The organism is Rickettsia endosymbiont of Thecocarcelia acutangulata, assembly GCF_964263195.1.
In the GTDB taxonomy this organism is placed as follows: Bacteria; Pseudomonadota; Alphaproteobacteria; order Rickettsiales; family Rickettsiaceae; genus Rickettsia; species Rickettsia felis.
This window is the reverse complement of the sequence record NZ_OZ181652.1, coordinates 707463-724801: the sequence shown is the minus strand read 5'-3', so window position 1 is coordinate 724801 and position 17339 is coordinate 707463. Positions and strand designations below refer to the sequence as shown.

Sequence of the window (17339 nt, the reverse complement as noted above, 5' to 3'; positions counted from 1 at the left end):
GGCTCGGTTTTTGTGTTATCATCCCGTGATTTATTCACGGGATCCAGTTAAAAATACTAATAATATTAGTATTTTTAGTTGTTTTACTGGATACCGTGGACAAGCCAAGGTATGACACCCAGTACGTTTTTCAAGCCATGCAATAACACTCCGCGGAGGCAGGAATGACATAGAGTAAGTTTTTCGATCCATGCAACAACGCCTTTAGTCGTTCGCAATGACAGCTCGGTATCTATGCAACAAGACCGCTTTTAACTAGGAATGACATTAAGAAAGTTAGAGATACCAAAAACCATTACGCTAAAATCTCATGGTTTGAGACCTCATCGTCTATCCCTTCAAGGTCCATCTCTTCATTTAAGGCTTCCATACTACAGCTACTAAATACATCAAGGTTATTCTGCTCGGCTTGCCATTTTAAGCTAGCTTCTTTAAAACTAACAATACCATTTTCAATTTCTTCTAATGTCCAATTTTTTATTTCGTGTAAAAAATTCTCTATATCTGCTTTCGCTTCTGGATTTTTTTCGATAAATGGATTAAAAAACTCCTTGATACCTGCTAATAATTCTTCTTTTCCAGGTTCTATGTCTATTATATCTTTAGAATCTAGAGCTTGAGCTATCGGTGTATTAACTGCATCCTCGTTGTTTGCTATATCCTCTTCTTCTTCAAAGCCTTCATCAAGCTCATTATTAGAAGTATTAATGTGGAATAGCTCTTTATAAGAATCATTTATAACAATTTTATCATCAGGATTATTTGCGTTATAATTATTTATTATTTTATCAATAGCTTCTTTAAACTTTTCATTATAAGGTGCATCTCTAAAGTTAGAGCTTTCATATATAGATTTTTTAGTAAATTCTTTTAGTGCTTGAAGATTTTCAGTACTAGAATTACTCATCTCAGCATGTTTTTCCGGAATATAAGTAGCTATTTCTATTAATTTATCACCAAAAATTCTTTGAGCGGTTATTTCATCAGCTTGTTGTGTTGCTTCTAATATTTTACCGGGCATATTATTTTTTAATAGCTCTATTATTCCTCCGCCGCAACAAACAGTTTGGTAATCATCATTATTTTCTTCTTTTAATGATAAATATAAAGCGTTGTCTATGTTATAGTTATTTTCTTTTAATAATTTCCATGTTTGTAAGGTTGGGTCATTAGCATATACTCCACCATCAATAATTTTATGTAATTTAGTATTGGTTATATTACTGAAATTGTGGCTGGGGAAATATCCGGGTGCTGCAGTAATTCCTTGTATTATATCTGAAAGGTAATAGTCATTATCTTCACTTTTTCTAGCCTCTATAGTAGAGAAAGTCATAAGAGGATTTTGTTTATTATTTAGATCATAACCTGTAACTACAACATCACCGATTAAATCTTTTAGGGTATAATCCTTACAATATTCTTTCAATAACTTTACTAATGGTTCAGGAGAAAATTTATAGCTGAATAAGCCATTAAAACTCCAAAATTTTCTAAAAGTTAATCCTTCCGGAAAAATATCGTGTGCCATTTCTTCAAACAGTTCTTGAGCTTGCTCTGCACTGAATAAAGGTTTTCCGGGATTATTAGGATCCGGTAAATTAAGCAAAATAGGAATAAGTCCTCCAATACTGGTCCCTCCAGTAAAATCAAATATCTTGCAAGTAGGCTTACCGGTTATTTGCTCTATTATTTTTAATTTTTCTAAATGGATCTCTCCTTTTACTCCGCCGCCCTCAAATAGTGCTAAGCTAATCTTATTAGTATTGCTTATATCTACCATAACCACCTTTCAAAAATACTAAGAGAGCAAAATATAATAAAAATTAACTTTTGTCAATAAATTTATCCGTATAAACTTAACAAAATTTAACTTACAAAATAAAATTGTAACTATTAGTAAAGAAGACTTGATTAATATTTTAGTATATAGCTAATATTATAACTATAATGGTATGAGATATGCTAAGTAATCCTAGTAATAGTGATGTAAATCCCGATTTATTAGCAGCTGAAATAAAGAGAATGGAATCCTCAGTAATTAACGAGTTAAACAGTACTGAAGATGCAATTGCTTATGGAAAAAAAGAATTATCTAAGCATCTTACCAAAGGTGAAATAGTTAAAGCTTTGGCATTTTTTTATTTATTCGAGGGAAATACTGGAGTAACTTTGAATGTTAAAGATTTAATATCTAAAAATGATCATGTTTCTAATGTAGATTGTCTGCCTTATATAGGTGAAACAATTCCTCTCGCTGATGCCCTAGATAATTTAAACGACTTTATAAAAATATATTTTAAATAATTAAACCTTAATTCTACTATAAATAATGACACTAAAATACGAAATCTTAGACAGCTCTTCTGAGGAAGAGTCAAAAGAAAATTACACCTCATCTCAATATCTTGATTTTTTATTAAGAAATATACTTGATATTAGTTATATAAGTACCTCTAAAGGATTAAAACTTAGACTTGGTTTAATATTACATAATTTAGCCGATAGATTTTTTAAATATTCTGCTATTAGAAATACTTATAAAAAAATTAAATCTGAAATATTAACTGTAGATACTGAGTATTTACAAGAAAACTTACAAATTATAAAAACTGCTTTTAATAAGCATCTTAATAAATTATTTAAAGAGTATAACAAAGAAAATATAAGTGATACGGATTATCAAAAGCTATTGCACTGTGTATTTTATACAAATTACTCTATTCCTAAGATATTTACTTTAGCAGGTGGGATTACTGCTGAGTATGCAAAGAAAGTATTATTACAAGAATTGCAAAATAGTAATATCAACTTAAAAAGCATAAGTAATAACTCATTAAATTTTACAATACATAATTCTAAAGAGTTGTTAGCATTTACTAAAACAACTAAAATTACTCTAAAATCTGTAATGTTAGATGGTATGGATGATAATTCTTCTACTATATGTAATATCCCTAATACTATGAAAAAAACATTTACAGCTAATCATGTTATGCATTACAAAAGCGGTAATGTACAAACAGATGTACCGGGTTTTGGAACATATGATGAAATCTTATCTAAATTTAATCAAAGGCTAGAACATAAAAATAATATTATAGAACGTATATTTGAAGTTATAAAAAATAAAGAAGCTTCACAAACTATACAAGAGCTACCGCGTGATTTAAACTATTTTGCTGAAAAGCTAACATATCTATTATTTGTAGTTGAAATATATAGAAATAATGCGACCTTATTTACAGCTCCGATGTTTCTAGAACTTATTGACAAAAATAGTATATTTTTATCAAATAAGGAGTTTTTTCCTATGTCTACCGAGCATGCCGTTGCTCAAACAAGAGGCATAATTAAAAACTATAAATATGTGTTACCAAATTCTTATTCTATGGATTATGACATTACAAATGTACAAAACGGTGATCTATTACTTATCAAAGAAGGTAATATATTAATAGAATGGCTTAGTGAAAAATTAAATAATTATAAATTAGCAAATATAGAACGAATATTTGACATCTTAGCTTCAATGCAATTTTATAAAAATATGGATAATGTAAAAATCAATGATATCAAACATTTTTTAGAACAAGTTCATGAATTAGAAAATTATCCTACAGATTTACTAGATTCACTAAACCAAAATTTAACTGCTTTAATTCTTAAAGTAAACAATATAGGAGAACGTAATTTAAAGCTTACAAAAACTAAACTGCTTGAAAAAAAGGATTTTTCAAGAGATTTAAAGGATTTAATTGAGATAACCTACTTGGAATTTGCTGAAAGCTTAAAAAATATTGAAGGGTTTTTAGCTCAAAAACAAGCATCTCTCAAAAAAGAAATTAAAAAAATCCTACCGGAAATTCTGCAAATTTTATGCAATAAAATAAAAGAATGGTATGACATTGATGCACCTGAATATGCTAAGAATGTATTACAAGATATTACCCCCAAATTTAATCAAACTATTTCTCCTACCTCGTCTAAAAAGAGATTAAAACTTTCTTTTTCTAAAAGAAAAGATATATATGATGAAAATGATGATTATAGTAATCAAACTGTGGAAACAACTGTTATAGATGATGCTATAAACAAGAGTATGGAAAGAATATTCTAAACTAATGGGAGAAGATGCTATATGCGATTAAAAACAGTATTAATATTATAGTCTTTTTGAGGTCCTAGAACTTTATAGTTTAGAGTAAAAGAATCAGAGTTTAAAAATATATAGGTGTAGCATTATATTCATCGTTGCCGCATAAATGGCTACCTATAGCTCTTGAGTTATCTATAAAATCTAAACGATGAAATAAGCTATTTTCTGCTTTGGCAAAATATTTTACAATATTATTATTTTCTAAAATATATCTGTATTCTTTATTAGCGGGGATTTGATGATCGTATTTGTTATAATTAATTTTCAACCCCTCTTTATAGATTAATTCATTTAAATTTTCTGAATTATGCTGTAGAAAATACGCTATCCCCTCACCGTAACCATAATTATCTATAATTCTGTTAATTTGGTACTTTCCGGATAATCTTGAAAAAATTTCTTTTACTGAATCATTTTTTGAGGGCATTTGGTATATATCTATGTCATTTTTGTGACATTTTGGCTTTGTTACATTGCTGTTTATGTCATTCCTGCGAAAGCAGGAATCCATTAGTCAATAAGTATAAATATAAAAGATTTAAATAGTTTCATTTTTTTCTAGATTCCCGCTTTTGCGGGAATGACATAGTACTTTACTAATTCTGCAATATTTTCATCAGCAAATTAATCTCTTCGCGTAATTCTATATCGTTTTCCAGTAATTCTTCTACTTTCTTAATAGCATGCATAACCGTTGTGTGGTCTTTTTTACCGAATTTTTTACCGATATCTGCAAGGCTTTTCGGTGTTAATGCTTTACTAAGATACATAGCTATTTGACGTGGTCTTGCAACTTCTCGTAATCTTCGAGAAGAAGACATATCGGATAATTTAATATTATAACGACTAGCTACCTTTTTCTGAATATCTTCAACGGTAATTATTCTTTCATTAGAACGTAATAAATCTCTTAAAATATTTTGTGTATTTTCGAGCGTAATTTCTTTTAAAGTAAAATTAGAATGAGCTATCACTTTATTTAAAGCTCCTTCAAGTTCTCTAACGTTTGAAACGATTTTAGATGCTAAAAAATCAATTACATCTTTCGGTATTTTAACGTTCATCTGTTCAATCTTAGATTCTAGAATACCGAGTCGTAGCTCATAAGTAGTACTATGAACGTCGGCAACTAAGCCCCATCCAAGACGAGATTTTATCCGATCTTCAATATTATCTAAATCTGAAGGTGACCTATCACAAGAAATAACCATTTGACGGTTATTATCAATCAATGTATTAAAAGTATGGAAAAATTCTTCCTGCGTACTATCTTTACCGCAAATAAATTGAATATCATCAATCATCAACACGTCAACTGAGCGGAATTTCTCTTTAAACGAGATTACTTCTTTATTACGCAAAGCTTTAACAAACTGATACATAAACTTCTCTGCAGACATATATATCACTTTGCGGCTTGGGTTATTCTGCTTGATATACCAACCGATTGCATGCATTAAATGAGTTTTACCAAGCCCTACGCTGCCATATAGAAAAAGCGGATTAGACTCAGAAACCGCACCTGATGATTCCGCAACAGCTCTTGCTGCTGCATAAGCTAGTTCATTTGGGGCTCCAACCACAAAATTATCGAAAGTAAACCGTACGTCAAGAGTTGAAAAGATATTTTCCGAATTAAGCTCACTGCTGCCGATATCGGCAAAAGTCTTAGTAGGTAATTCTATAACTGTTTGGGTTGTCCCAGGTAACTCTTTAGTAATTATTTCAATCGACTTAATGGTATTATTATAATGTTGAAATAGTTGCAATATGACCATAGAGTATTTGGATTTTATCCAATCTCTAACAAAGTTAGTAGGGGCACAAAGAATAACGGTATTTAATGAAGACTCTATAAAATTGACTTTACTGAACCAGCTATTATATAGAGTTTCACCGTAATGATTGTAAAGATCTTGAGTCACGTGACTCCAGACATTTACATAATTATCACCTTGATCCATTAAAATTATTTGATTAGTACTCACTTAAAACTGCCACGGTAAGTTATTTTGTTTACAGCCTTTGTCTTGATTATTTCCTTCAAAGCCGTCACTAATATTATAACAATTTTTATAACCCATATTAGCTATAAAATTTGCTGCGATAAATGACCTATATCCTGAACGACACAGAAAAAATATTGCTGCACCTATTTTATCTTTAATTATAGATAAAAAATTATCTTCAAAGTCTTTATTCAATTGCCAACTTAGAAAGACCAACTTATTTTTATTATCTAAATGAGGTATCCCAACTTGTTGCCACTCTTCTTTAGTTCTAACATCCACAAGAAAAGTATTATCATTTGAAATTAATATATCATAAGCTTTTGTAGAACAGATATTTTGAACCGACATATTTACGCTTTTTTGCTGTTATTGATAATAAAAGTTAATAGAATTTTACCCATGTAGAATGGATTTATTAGAGTGCTTAATTATTAAAGCATTTTAAAATGATCTTGGTATCTGATAAATTTAATAATATTATTATAAAAAAATTTTGCAAGATGTTATAGATGAATAAATTAAATAAAAACTCTTTACAAAAGAAACTTTTTTACCGTAGTAAAAACCGCGGTTGCAAAGAAATGGATTATATACTCGGTAACTTTGCCGAAAAGTACCTATCCTTAATGGATGAAAAAAAACTTGGAAGCTATTCTTTAATACTTGATCAAAATGATAATGATCTTTATAATTGGATTAATAATAAATCTTCTGCTCCTTCTTATCTAGATGCCGAAATAATTGATAAATTACGCAAAATAGCAAAAATATAAATTCCTGTAGAATGTTACAACAAAAATTTCCGGCTACTGCCAAATCTTTCTTTGCAACCCATAATTTTACTAAGAATCTTAAGCAAGATTTTATCTTAAGTAGCAGTAATGAAGAGGAGGCGTTGCAATTATACAAGCAAGCTTTATTTTTTTTTCTAATGAAAATATTTATTACTTTCCAAGCTATGATACTATCCCTTACGACCATACGTCACCAAATGCAAATATCTTATCTAGACGTGCAGAAACATTAACCAAGCTAACAACAAATAATAGTAACGGCAAATTACTCATAACTCATGCAGCGAACTTATTAAACAAATTACCGCCGAAAGATTTTTTTTCTAAATATTTTTTGAAATTATCCCCTAAAATGAAATTTACTACGGATGAGCTTGCTATGTTTCTAGTAGAAAATAGTTTTACAAGAAATGTGAGTAGCATCGATGTCGGGGAATTTGCGGTTAGAGGCGAAATCATTGATATAATATTGCCTGGTCCTAAAGCTTATAGAATTAATTTTAGCTGGGATTATATTGAATCAATAAAAGAATTTGATATTGATACACAAATTTCAACTAAATCTTGCAGCGAACTCATTATTAGTCCTGCAAATGAGATAGTTTTAAACTCTGAAACAATCGGTAATTTTAAGAATAATTACTTACGAAATTTTGGAGTTAATCATACCGATAATCCTTTATATGAGGCGGTGATATCGGGAAGAAAACTCGCAGGATATGAACAATTACTTCCATTATTTTATAATTCCTGCTCTAACTTAGTAAATTACCTAAACGATCCTATTTTCATATTCGATAATTTATCAAAACAAGCCATTTTAGAGTTTGAGCATAGTTATAACGATTTTTATTCAGCAAGGTCAGAGTCGAATAAACTTAAATTTAATAGTTTCTATCCCACCCTTTCACCGACTAGCTTATATTTTACTGCTTCTGAAATAACGGAATTACTAGAACAAAAAAATAATATATTGATTAGTTATGAAAATTCTGAGCAAGCAACTCTAATTGAAAATATAGCTGCTACAAGCTTTATAGAAAAGAAAACGGTTTTCGATAAATTATTTGAGATTATTAAAGCTCATTCTTCTAAAAAAATCGTAATAGGTGCAGCTTCTTTAAGCGGTCTTGAGAGAATTAAAAGCATCACCCAAAATTATGAATATAAATATAATGAGATAAATAAATTAGATGAGGCTAAGGATTCAGTAATAAATGTCGGGATAATTCCTTTAAATCAAAGTTTTTATACTAAAGAATATTTATTTATTACCGCTAGCGAATTATTAGAAGAAAAATCTAGCTCTACAAACACTAACAAAAAGCTTAAAAATATCTTGCTGGAGCTTGATAATTTAGCTGAAGGTGAGTTTGTAGTACACAAAGATCATGGAATAGGGCAGCTTTTAAAGCTAGAAGCTTTAGAAATCAAAGGTAAACTACATGATTTTTTAAAGATTTTATATGCCGGTAATGATAAATTATATATACCGGTTGAAAATATAGAGGTAATAAAAAAATACGGTAATGATAATGCAGAGCTTGATAAGCTTGGCAGCGTCTCATGGCAAAGAAGTAAGGCGAAACTTAAAAATCGTATAAAAGAGATAGCACTGCATTTAATACAAATAGCAGCTAAAAGGAAACTTAATAGCAGTGCTTCCGTTGAATTTGACCTTGAAGAATATGATAAATTTTGTGCTAATTTTCCTTTCAGCGAAACGGAAGACCAGTTAACCGCTATAAACGATATTAAAGAAGACTTGAGAAACGGTATGTTAATGGATAGGTTAATATGCGGTGATGTCGGGTTTGGTAAAACAGAGGTAGCAATGCGTGCCGTCTTTATGGTAGCAAAATCTCTAAATGAACATTTACCTCAAGTAGCCGTAGTTGTACCGACAACTATTTTATGTAGTCAACATTTTTCAAGGTTCATAGAAAGGTTTAAGGGATTTGGTTTAAATATTAAGCAATTATCTAGCGTTATTAGTTCTAAAGAAGCAAAAATTATAAGATCGGAGCTTGAAAGCGGTAAAATAAATATAATAATAGGCACTCATTCTTTATTACACAAAAATACAAAATTCTTTAATTTGAAATTGTTAATAATCGATGAAGAACAACATTTCGGTGTCGGTCAAAAAGAATTTCTTAAATCACTAAAATCCTCTTCCCATGTACTTGCAATGTCGGCAACACCGATTCCTAGAACGCTGCAAATGTCAATGACCGGTTTAAAAGAACTTAGTATTATTGCAACGCCGCCTTTAAACAGGTTGGAAGTTCGGACGATGGTTATGCCGTTTGATCCTATTATTATCAGAGATGCATTATTACGCGAACATTTTAGAGTTGGAAGAAGCTTTTATGTAGTTCCAAGAATTAAAGATATAGAGGATATTGAAAAACAATTAAAACAAATCGTGCCGGAATTAAGTTATAAAATAGCTCACGGAAAAATGACCCCGAGTAAAATTGATGAGGTTATGAGCGAGTTTTATGCCGGTAAATTCGATATACTAGTCTCAACTACTATTATAGAATCAGGAATTGATATAGCCGAAGCAAATACCATGATCATACATAAGGCCGATATGCTGGGGCTTAGCCAGCTATATCAATTGCGTGGTCGGATAGGTCGAGGTAAAGTGCGGGGCTATGCCTATCTAACAGTAGCAAGTCATAAAAAGATGACGTCGCACTCCTTAAGACGTTTAGAGATAATACAAAATAGTTGTGCTTTAGGCTCAGGTTTTACTATTGCAAGTCATGATATGGATTTGCGTGGCTTCGGTAATTTGATAGGTGAAGAACAATCAGGGCAAATTAAAGAAGTAGGTACGGAACTCTATCAAGAAATGCTGGAAGAACAAATAGCTATTTTTAAAGATGAACCGATTATCTCGGAGCAGCTATTTATCCCGACTATTAATTTAGGATTATCCGTCTTTATTCCCGATAATTATATATCCGATTCAGCCCTTAAACTTGGGCTATATAGAAGAATAGGTAATTTAAGCAATGAGATAGAAGTAGAGAAATTTAAAGATGAGATGATTGATAGATTCGGCTCACTACCGATTGAATTTAATAATTTACTTGATATTGTAAAAATAAAACTATTATGCTTTAAGTTAAATATTGAGAATTTAGATTCAGGAGATAACGGATTTGTGATTAAATTTTATAAAAATGCCGATATGACCGATAAAATTTTGAAATTCGTTAGTACTTACTCTAATCAGGCAAAAATCAAACCGGATAATAAATTAGTCTTTATCAAGAAATTAGTAGATAAAAATATAATTACTGAGGCAAATCAGTTACTTTGGAATTTATCGGAGGTTTGATGTCATTCCTACTAAGTCATTGCGAGCAGCCGTAGGCTGCGTGGCAATCTCATGAAATAATAACAAACTCCTGAGATTGCTTCGTCAAAATTTTCAATTTTTCCTCGCAATGACGGTAACATTTTTTTAACATAATAAACATGTCCCACAACCTAAAACAATTATTCCAAAAACATAACGTAAAAGGTTTGTCGATTAATTCTAAAACCGTTAAGGAGAATGATATCTTTTTTGCTATTAAAGGACAAAATGTTGATGGAAATGATTTTATAAATGAGGCTTTAAATCAGGCGGTAGCATTAGTAATTACAGACAATAAAAAAAATACTATTATAGATGATAAAGTAATTTACGTAGAAGATGTACAGGCAGCTTTATATGAAGCCATAGAAATATTCTATCCTAAAAAACCAAAGAATCTAATAGCCGTAACCGGTACTAACGGTAAAAGCTCGGTAGTATCTTATATAGCTCAAACATATTCATTACTTGGAAAAAAAACAGCATCTATAGGTACGATAGGGGTAGAAGTTTTTGGCTGCGATAATCTTATAAATGATGTGCCGGAGTTGACTACACTCGATTATTTAAGCTTTAGAAAAATTGCTCATAATTTAGCTGAAAACAATATAGAATATTTAGCTTTTGAAGCTTCTAGTCATGGTCTTAATCAAGCAAGACTTGGGGAAATAAAAGTAAATATTGCATGTTTTACTAGCTTTAGTCAGGATCATCTAGATTATCACCATACAAAAGAAAATTATTTATTAGCCAAACTGAAATTATTTACTAGACATCTTTTTAAACCAGCTTATAGAGAGGAATTTAAAGGAGACACGGAACACAGCACCACAGCGTACACACTAGTACGTGAGGATGCGAGTACCGGATCGACGTATAAATTACTTCTAGAAGCGAAGTTTGGGAAGATGTCTACCGAGCATTTATTACCAAGAGGCATTGCAATATTAAATTCCGATATAGAAGAAATAGAGTTTATTAAAGATTATCTGCGTAACCATAATATTAAATTTATCACTGTTGGAAAAAAAGGTGATGTACAAATAACTAAAATTAACGGTTCTTTAAAAGGACAGGATATTAATTTTACGTTTAATGATAAAGCATATAATTTCCATACGTCGATAATCGGTAGTTTTCAGGCTAGTAATTTATTAATTGCCGCTCTTAGCATTCATTATATCGGATTTGATTTTAATAAAATAATCGAAATTCTAACCCAAGTTAAACCGGTAAAAAGCAGAATGGAGAGAATAGGCAACACTAATATTTTCGTTGATTATTCCCACACTCCAGATGCTCTTGAAAAAGCTTTAACTGAACTGAAAAATGTTAAATTAGGTGATAGTAAGTTAAGTGTAGTTTTTGGTTGTGGCGGTAATCGTGATAAGACAAAAAGAAGTCTTATGGGGCAGATAGCCGCAAGACTCGCTGATAACGTCATAATTACCGATGATAACCCACGTCATGAAGATCCAAAACTGATTAGAGCTGAAATCATAAGCGGTATAGAGAAAGCGGATTATACGGAAATAGCAAATAGAGAAGAAGCTATTAAATACGGGATAAATAATTTAAAACAAGATGATATTTTATTAATTGCCGGCAAAGGTCATGAAAATTACCAAATTATAGGTGATAAGAAATTACCTTTTTATGATGCTGAAATTGTGAGGAAACTAACGTCATTGCGAGGAAAGGCGAAGCCTTGATGCAGCAATCTCATGCCAAAATCCTGAGATTGCCACGCTCCTTTTAGTCGCTCGCAATGACGGTTAAAGATTTGATTTTGCAAGAATGACATAAACATAACAATATAAAACACTATAATATGATTTGGAACTCTGAAACGCTAAGTAAAGCACTAGCTATAACAATCTCTAATTCTATCAATTGTAATGAAGTGCAATTTAACTCCAAAGACGTTAAAAAAGGTGATTTATTTATAGCACTTCAAGGTAATAGAGACGGTCACGATTATGTTCTAGATGCAATAGATAAAGGAGCGGCAGCCGTAATTGTTAGTAAGCAAGTAGAGATAAATGATAAAGATAAAATTATCCTAGTTGATGATTGTTTTGAGACTCTACAAGAAATGGCTTTGTATAAACGAGAGAATTCAAAGGCTAAATTTATAGCTATAACCGGTAGTGTCGGTAAAACCTCCACTAAAGAAGCACTGAAAATATTATTACAATATGATTCCCTAGTTTTTGCTAGCCGAGGTAATTTCAATAACCGTTTAGGATTACTTATTAATCTTGCATCAATGGCTGATGATACGGAATATGCTATTTTTGAGTTTGGCATGAATCATAAAGGCGAAATAAGGGAGCTGGTTCAAATATTAAAGCCGAATATTGCCATGATTACTAATATTTCGGAGGCCCATTTAGAGTTTTTTAACTCGCTTGAAGAGATAGCTGAAGCTAAATGTGAGATTTTTGAAAATTTTAGCAAAAATGATATTGCCGTTATTAATGCCGATACTAATTGCTATAATAAAATAGTATCGATATTAAAAAATCTCTCTATTAATAGGGTATATGACTTCGGCACATCACATAATACACCTGCACAATTAGTTTTATATGAGAACCTAGGAGAGCAAGTCCACTTAAAGTACAAGATAAATAATAAGTCCTTAAGTGTAACTATACCGTTCATTCCTAGGCATTTTGCCGAAAATTATACCGGTGTACTTTTAATTGTTGATATATTAGGTAAAGATATAGAGATAGCTGCAAATCACTTAGCGGATATTGCTCCTACTAAAGGAAGAGGGGAGATTATCAATATACAAAATTGTCGTGTAATTTGTGATTACTATAACGCAAGCCCGCAGTCAATGAAAGCTGCATTAGAATATTTAAAACAAGTACCTGCCGAGAATAAAACCGCTATAATAGGCGATATGTTAGAGCTGGGGGAAAGCTCTAAACCGCTACATGAAGAACTAGTACCTTATATACTAGATGCCGGGTGTTCTAAAGTTTATTTAGTAGGGGCAAATACTAAATATATTTATGATTTACTACCTCCCAAAATAGCTAAAAAATACTTTGAAAATGTTGATGAATTAATTACGCATATCACGGATTTATTTGAAATTAATGAGCTTATCTTAATAAAAGGCTCAAGAGGTATAAAACTTGATAAGATTGTTGATTATTATAAATAAATACACTAGGATATTTTTAATGTTGTGTGGTTTAGTTTTAACGTCATTGCGAGGAGAAATATAGTTTCGATGTGGCAATCTCAGGAGTTTGTTATTACTTCATGGGATTGCCACGCAGCCTATGGATGCTCGCAATGACGATTTTATGCAATAAGAACAACATGAAAATATACTTTTTAATTTAAATCTACAAATGTTATATAATCTTTTACTTCCTCACATTCGTAATTCACATATAGCTAATTTATTTCACTATATTACTTTTCGTAGCGGTCTTGCTATTATTATAGCTCTAAGCCTTAGCTTTATCACGGGTCCGATATTAATAAAATTTCTGCGTTCTCTTCAAAAAAACGGTCAGCCTATACGCTCAGACGGACCTGAATCGCATCAAACAAAAGCAGGTACTCCGACAATGGGAGGCATTATGATTATTTTGTCTAGTTGTCTTTCTACTTTATTACTTGCTGATTTAACTAATAAATATATTTGGATTACGTTATTTGGTTTTATTAGCTTCGGTATTATAGGATTTATGGATGATTATGCTAAGGTAACTAAAAATAACCATTACGGGGTAAGAGGAAAAAGTAAGCTTTTACTGCAAGGAATTATCAGTTTAATCATATGTGTTTTACTAGAATATCTAGATAAAAATCCAAGTCATTTACTTAACGTACCGTTTTTTAAAAATTTAAGTTTGGATCTTGGTTATTTTTATATAGTTTTTGCTATATTTGTTATAGTCGGCTCTTCTAATGCCGTGAATCTAACGGATGGGCTTGATGGTCTTGCTACCGTTCCTATTGCTTTTACTGCCGGTTCTTTTGCTTTAATAAGTTATTTAGTAGGAAATCTAATTTACTCAAATTACTTGCAACTAACCTATATACCGAATACCGGAGAGTTAACGGTGTTATGTGCGGGATTAGTCGGTAGCTGTCTTGGATTTTTGTGGTTTAATGCACAACCGGCAGAAGTTTTTATGGGCGATACCGGTAGTCTAAGTCTTGGTGGTGTACTTGGCATTATTAGTGTCATTACTAAGCATGAAATAGTTTTAGCTATTGTCGGCGGCTTGTTTGTTATTGAAACTGCATCCGTAATTTTACAGGTATATTATTTTAAAGCTACTAAAGGAAAAAGAATATTTAAAATGGCACCGCTCCATCATCATTTTGAAAAACACGGTTGGGCAGAATCAAAAGTCGTAATAAGATTTTGGATTATTTCAGTTATATTTGCTCTTATAGGCTTATCATCCTTAAAATTACGTTAATGATATACTCGTCCCACTTGAAAAATTGGCTGCGTCGTCTTTGTAAGTCCTCGGATGCTCACGTATTATTATACGCTCCGCTCCTCGGCTTACAAACTCCTTGCTCTTTTCCAAGTTGAACTTCGTCTATCTACTTCTCATTTATTGAGAATATATTAACATAAATTAACTTTCCCTTTGCTTTTGTACAAGAAATTTACTATAATGCCGACATTAATTTATAGTAGGTGTATGGCGTGGCTAAAGAAATAGATATAAATAAATTATTAGCACAAGAAAATAATGCTTTAAATACTATATTAAGCCAAGTAAATGAATTATGCGAACAAAATAAGAAGTTGCAAGGTTTAATCGAAATACAAAATGAAACTAAAGAACTAGAAAAAGAACATAATAGATCGTTGCCTTGGTTTAAAAGACTTGTAAAAACAGTTTCTAATGTAAAGTATATTTTTGTAAAAAGTGAAGAACAGTTAACAAATGAAGCAATAAAGTATAATAACAAAATATTAAAAGATATTGATAATAAGATATATAATATAGCGGAAAAATCTGCACCTTTAAAGCAAGAATTACAAGAAGAAATCGAAAAAAATTTTAAGGATTTAACAAAGAAAGATTTATCTAAAGAACAAAGAGAAAGATTGTCGGAAGTATATTTTAGTTATAAGAGTAAACCTGAAAGATTTTCAGCTCTAAATATGACAAATCCTTTACAATTCATTAAGGCTGAAGAACTAGAGAAACAATATAATTCTTTAAATGCTACAAAACAAAACATCCAAAATTTAATATCTGAGAATTCTAATATCAAAGAACTTAAGGAAATACAAAAACAGGTTGCTGAAATTAGGGAAGAAATACCTTATACATTTTTTGAAAAATTAAATAATATTTGGCAAAATGTTAAAAATGTTTTTGTAAATAATAGTGAGCAGGTTTTAGCAAAAAACAAAGAAAGTAATACTAGAACAATTAGAAAGATTGATGAACAATTATATAAAACGAAGCATAAATTTGAGGAATTAATTGAAAATAAGGAAAGAAATATTAATGATATAACTGCAAAGTTGCCTGACAATGAGGAGTTACAAAAGATAGTAAGTAATCTTGCAAATCATATGACTTCAAAAAAGGAGCCAATATTAGCAAATTCGTCCCTAGCTAAACCTTTGGAAAATAGTGTAACACCGCCGCCTCCTTTATCACAAAATAATATTCCATCACCACCGCCGCCACCCCCTTTGCCAGAAAATAACATTCCACCACCACCGCCTATGCCTACTATGGATCCGGCTCAGACTGAGACATTATCTAAACCTGTAGGAGTTACTACTACGGTTAAAAAAACGGAAAATCAATCACGTCCTTCTATAGATACTTCTGATTTAATGAGAGAAATAGCAGGACCAAAAAATCTAAGAAAAGTTGAGTTTGATCCTAATACAGGAAAATCGGTTGCACATTCGCATAGTAAGCCTGCTCAGAATGTTAGCAAACCTAACGGAGTTGCATCAATTTTAGCACGAAGAGTTGCTATGGAGATGAGTGATAGTAGTAGCAGTAGTGGCAGTGAAAGCGATAGTGGTAACTGGAGTGATGCTAGTGTTAATAGCAATAAACCAAAGGCTCTAAAAACTAGAGGAGAACGAGATGCTAAAACGACTACGCATGCTCAAAAAATTCTAAGTAATAGAAGTTCGCAAAAACCATCATTTGTTAGAAGTTAATCTTTAAGTATGCTTTGTTGCGTGTATACCTAAGCCGTCATTGCGAGGAGCCGTAGACGTTGTTGCATGGCTCGGTTTTTGTCATTCCCGCGGAAGCGGGAAGGAAGTAAAACCTATAAAAAACTTGTTTTTTAGGTTTATTTTATCAATTAATAGTAATTTTATAGCAGTATTAAAGTTATTTTTTGGATTCCCGCTTCTGCGGGAATGACATAAAACACCATATAAATCTATCCTTTAAATTTCTTAGTTACTTCAACTATTCTTTTACCAAATAAATTAGCAGTTTTTAAATCGCCCACGGTAGGAGTAATATCAGGAGAGGATTTGTGATTAGATTGAGTCATAAGTCCTGACCAGCTACCGAGGCGGTTAATTTTATCCGGATCAGGCATCTCATGATCGGCAAAATTCGGTGAGCTTTCCGCTTGCCCAACCCAAATCATGCAATGCTGCATAGCGAAGTGAAATAGCTGCTGCTATTGTATCTTTCCATTTTTGCTCAGCCCATTTTGCTGAGGTAGAATCCATAAATGTTTTAAACGGACCGGCTAAACTACCCATATAGGTTGGGGTTCCAAAAATGATAGCATCCGCATTATCTAATAAATCCCAATCGATATTATCAGGTTTGTCTTTATAGAAACATTTGCTCCTGCTTCTTTTACGCTCTTGTGTAGTTCTTCAGCTACTTTTGCAGTATGACCGTACCCGCTATAATATACGATAGCTACTTTAATCATTTTATTCTCCATATAAATATTACAACTAAATCGTCATTGCGAGCAGCGTGTTGTTGCATGGCTCG

Annotated in this window: 15 protein-coding genes and 1 pseudogene; 8 read left to right on the top strand and 8 right to left on the bottom strand. The window is 31.5% G+C overall.

The features are described from left to right. Positions 1-295 precede the first annotated feature (295 nt). Positions 296-1783 (bottom strand): patatin-like phospholipase family protein, encoded by a 1488-nt coding sequence (locus ACE38Q_RS03935; protein WP_500190183.1) that lies wholly within the window; start codon positions 1781-1783, stop codon positions 296-298. A gap of 179 nt (positions 1784-1962) precedes the next feature. On the opposite strand from ACE38Q_RS03935, the gene ACE38Q_RS03930 reads away from it, so the two are divergent. Continuing rightward, positions 1963-2307, top strand: coding sequence for a hypothetical protein (locus tag ACE38Q_RS03930; protein WP_500190182.1), 345 nt, complete (start codon positions 1963-1965; stop codon positions 2305-2307). Between the two features lie 25 nt (positions 2308-2332). Then, positions 2333-4120 (top strand): hypothetical protein, encoded by a 1788-nt coding sequence (locus ACE38Q_RS03925; protein ID WP_500190181.1) that lies wholly within the window; start codon positions 2333-2335, stop codon positions 4118-4120. A 17-nt stretch (positions 4121-4137) separates the two neighbouring features. Here ACE38Q_RS03925 and ACE38Q_RS03920 read toward each other — a convergent pair whose 3' ends face one another. The 4 genes from ACE38Q_RS03920 to ACE38Q_RS03905 all read right to left on the bottom strand — a co-directional run bounded on the left by ACE38Q_RS03920 (position 4138) and on the right by ACE38Q_RS03905 (position 6519). Then, positions 4138-4230 carry a DUF6314 family protein gene (locus ACE38Q_RS03920; protein WP_500191258.1) on the bottom strand — a complete coding sequence of 31 codons (93 nt, stop codon included), beginning with the start codon at positions 4228-4230 and terminating at the stop codon, positions 4138-4140. Next, a complete protein-coding gene (locus ACE38Q_RS03915; protein ID WP_500190180.1) occupies positions 4221-4586 on the bottom strand; it encodes a DUF6314 family protein in 366 nt (121 codons plus the stop codon). The genes ACE38Q_RS03920 and ACE38Q_RS03915 overlap by 10 nt, the downstream gene beginning before the upstream one ends. A 169-nt stretch (positions 4587-4755) precedes the next feature. Then, entirely contained in the window at positions 4756-6147 is a 1392-nt protein-coding gene (dnaA, locus tag ACE38Q_RS03910; protein WP_500190179.1) for a chromosomal replication initiator protein DnaA, read from the bottom strand. After that, the gene (locus tag ACE38Q_RS03905) at positions 6148-6519 is read right to left on the bottom strand and encodes a rhodanese-like domain-containing protein (RefSeq protein ID WP_500190178.1); all 372 of its coding nucleotides are present in this window, start codon (positions 6517-6519) and stop codon (positions 6148-6150) included. Positions 6520-6680: 161 nt separating this feature from the next. On the opposite strand from ACE38Q_RS03905, the gene ACE38Q_RS03900 reads away from it, so the two are divergent. The 6 genes and pseudogenes from ACE38Q_RS03900 to rickA all read left to right on the top strand — a co-directional run bounded on the left by ACE38Q_RS03900 (position 6681) and on the right by rickA (position 16531). Then, positions 6681-6944, top strand: a complete 264-nt coding sequence (locus tag ACE38Q_RS03900) for a succinate dehydrogenase assembly factor 2 (protein ID WP_500190177.1) — start codon at positions 6681-6683, stop codon at positions 6942-6944. 11 nt (positions 6945-6955) lie between these two features. Next, positions 6956-10320, top strand: a pseudogene (gene mfd / locus ACE38Q_RS03895) (transcription-repair coupling factor). Between the two features lie 140 nt (positions 10321-10460). Beyond that, entirely contained in the window at positions 10461-12053 is a 1593-nt protein-coding gene (locus tag ACE38Q_RS03890; protein ID WP_500190176.1) for a UDP-N-acetylmuramoyl-L-alanyl-D-glutamate--2,6-diaminopimelate ligase, read from the top strand. A gap of 119 nt (positions 12054-12172) precedes the next feature. Then, the gene (locus ACE38Q_RS03885) at positions 12173-13522 is read left to right on the top strand and encodes a UDP-N-acetylmuramoyl-tripeptide--D-alanyl-D-alanine ligase (protein WP_500190175.1); all 1350 of its coding nucleotides are present in this window, start codon (positions 12173-12175) and stop codon (positions 13520-13522) included. 193 nt (positions 13523-13715) lie between these two features. Continuing rightward, a complete protein-coding gene (gene mraY / locus ACE38Q_RS03880; RefSeq protein ID WP_500190174.1) occupies positions 13716-14801 on the top strand; it encodes a phospho-N-acetylmuramoyl-pentapeptide-transferase in 1086 nt (361 codons plus the stop codon). A gap of 236 nt (positions 14802-15037) precedes the next feature. Then, the gene (gene rickA / locus ACE38Q_RS03875) at positions 15038-16531 is read left to right on the top strand and encodes an Arp2/3 complex-activating protein RickA (RefSeq protein WP_500190173.1); all 1494 of its coding nucleotides are present in this window, start codon (positions 15038-15040) and stop codon (positions 16529-16531) included. A 230-nt stretch (positions 16532-16761) separates the two neighbouring features. Here the strand turns inward: rickA and ACE38Q_RS03870 are convergent, their stop codons facing one another. From ACE38Q_RS03870 to ACE38Q_RS03860, 3 genes are read right to left on the bottom strand one after another with little or no spacing between them, the layout of a single operon-like run. Then, positions 16762-16977, bottom strand: a complete 216-nt coding sequence (locus ACE38Q_RS03870; protein ID WP_500190172.1) for a transcriptional regulator — start codon at positions 16975-16977, stop codon at positions 16762-16764. Next, a complete protein-coding gene (locus tag ACE38Q_RS03865; RefSeq protein ID WP_500190171.1) occupies positions 16928-17095 on the bottom strand; it encodes a hypothetical protein in 168 nt (55 codons plus the stop codon). Before ACE38Q_RS03865 ends, ACE38Q_RS03870 begins: the two co-directional genes overlap by 50 nt. 38 nt (positions 17096-17133) lie before the next feature. Continuing rightward, entirely contained in the window at positions 17134-17286 is a 153-nt protein-coding gene (locus ACE38Q_RS03860; RefSeq protein WP_500190170.1) for a flavodoxin family protein, read from the bottom strand. Between the last annotated feature and the right edge of the window lie 53 nt (positions 17287-17339).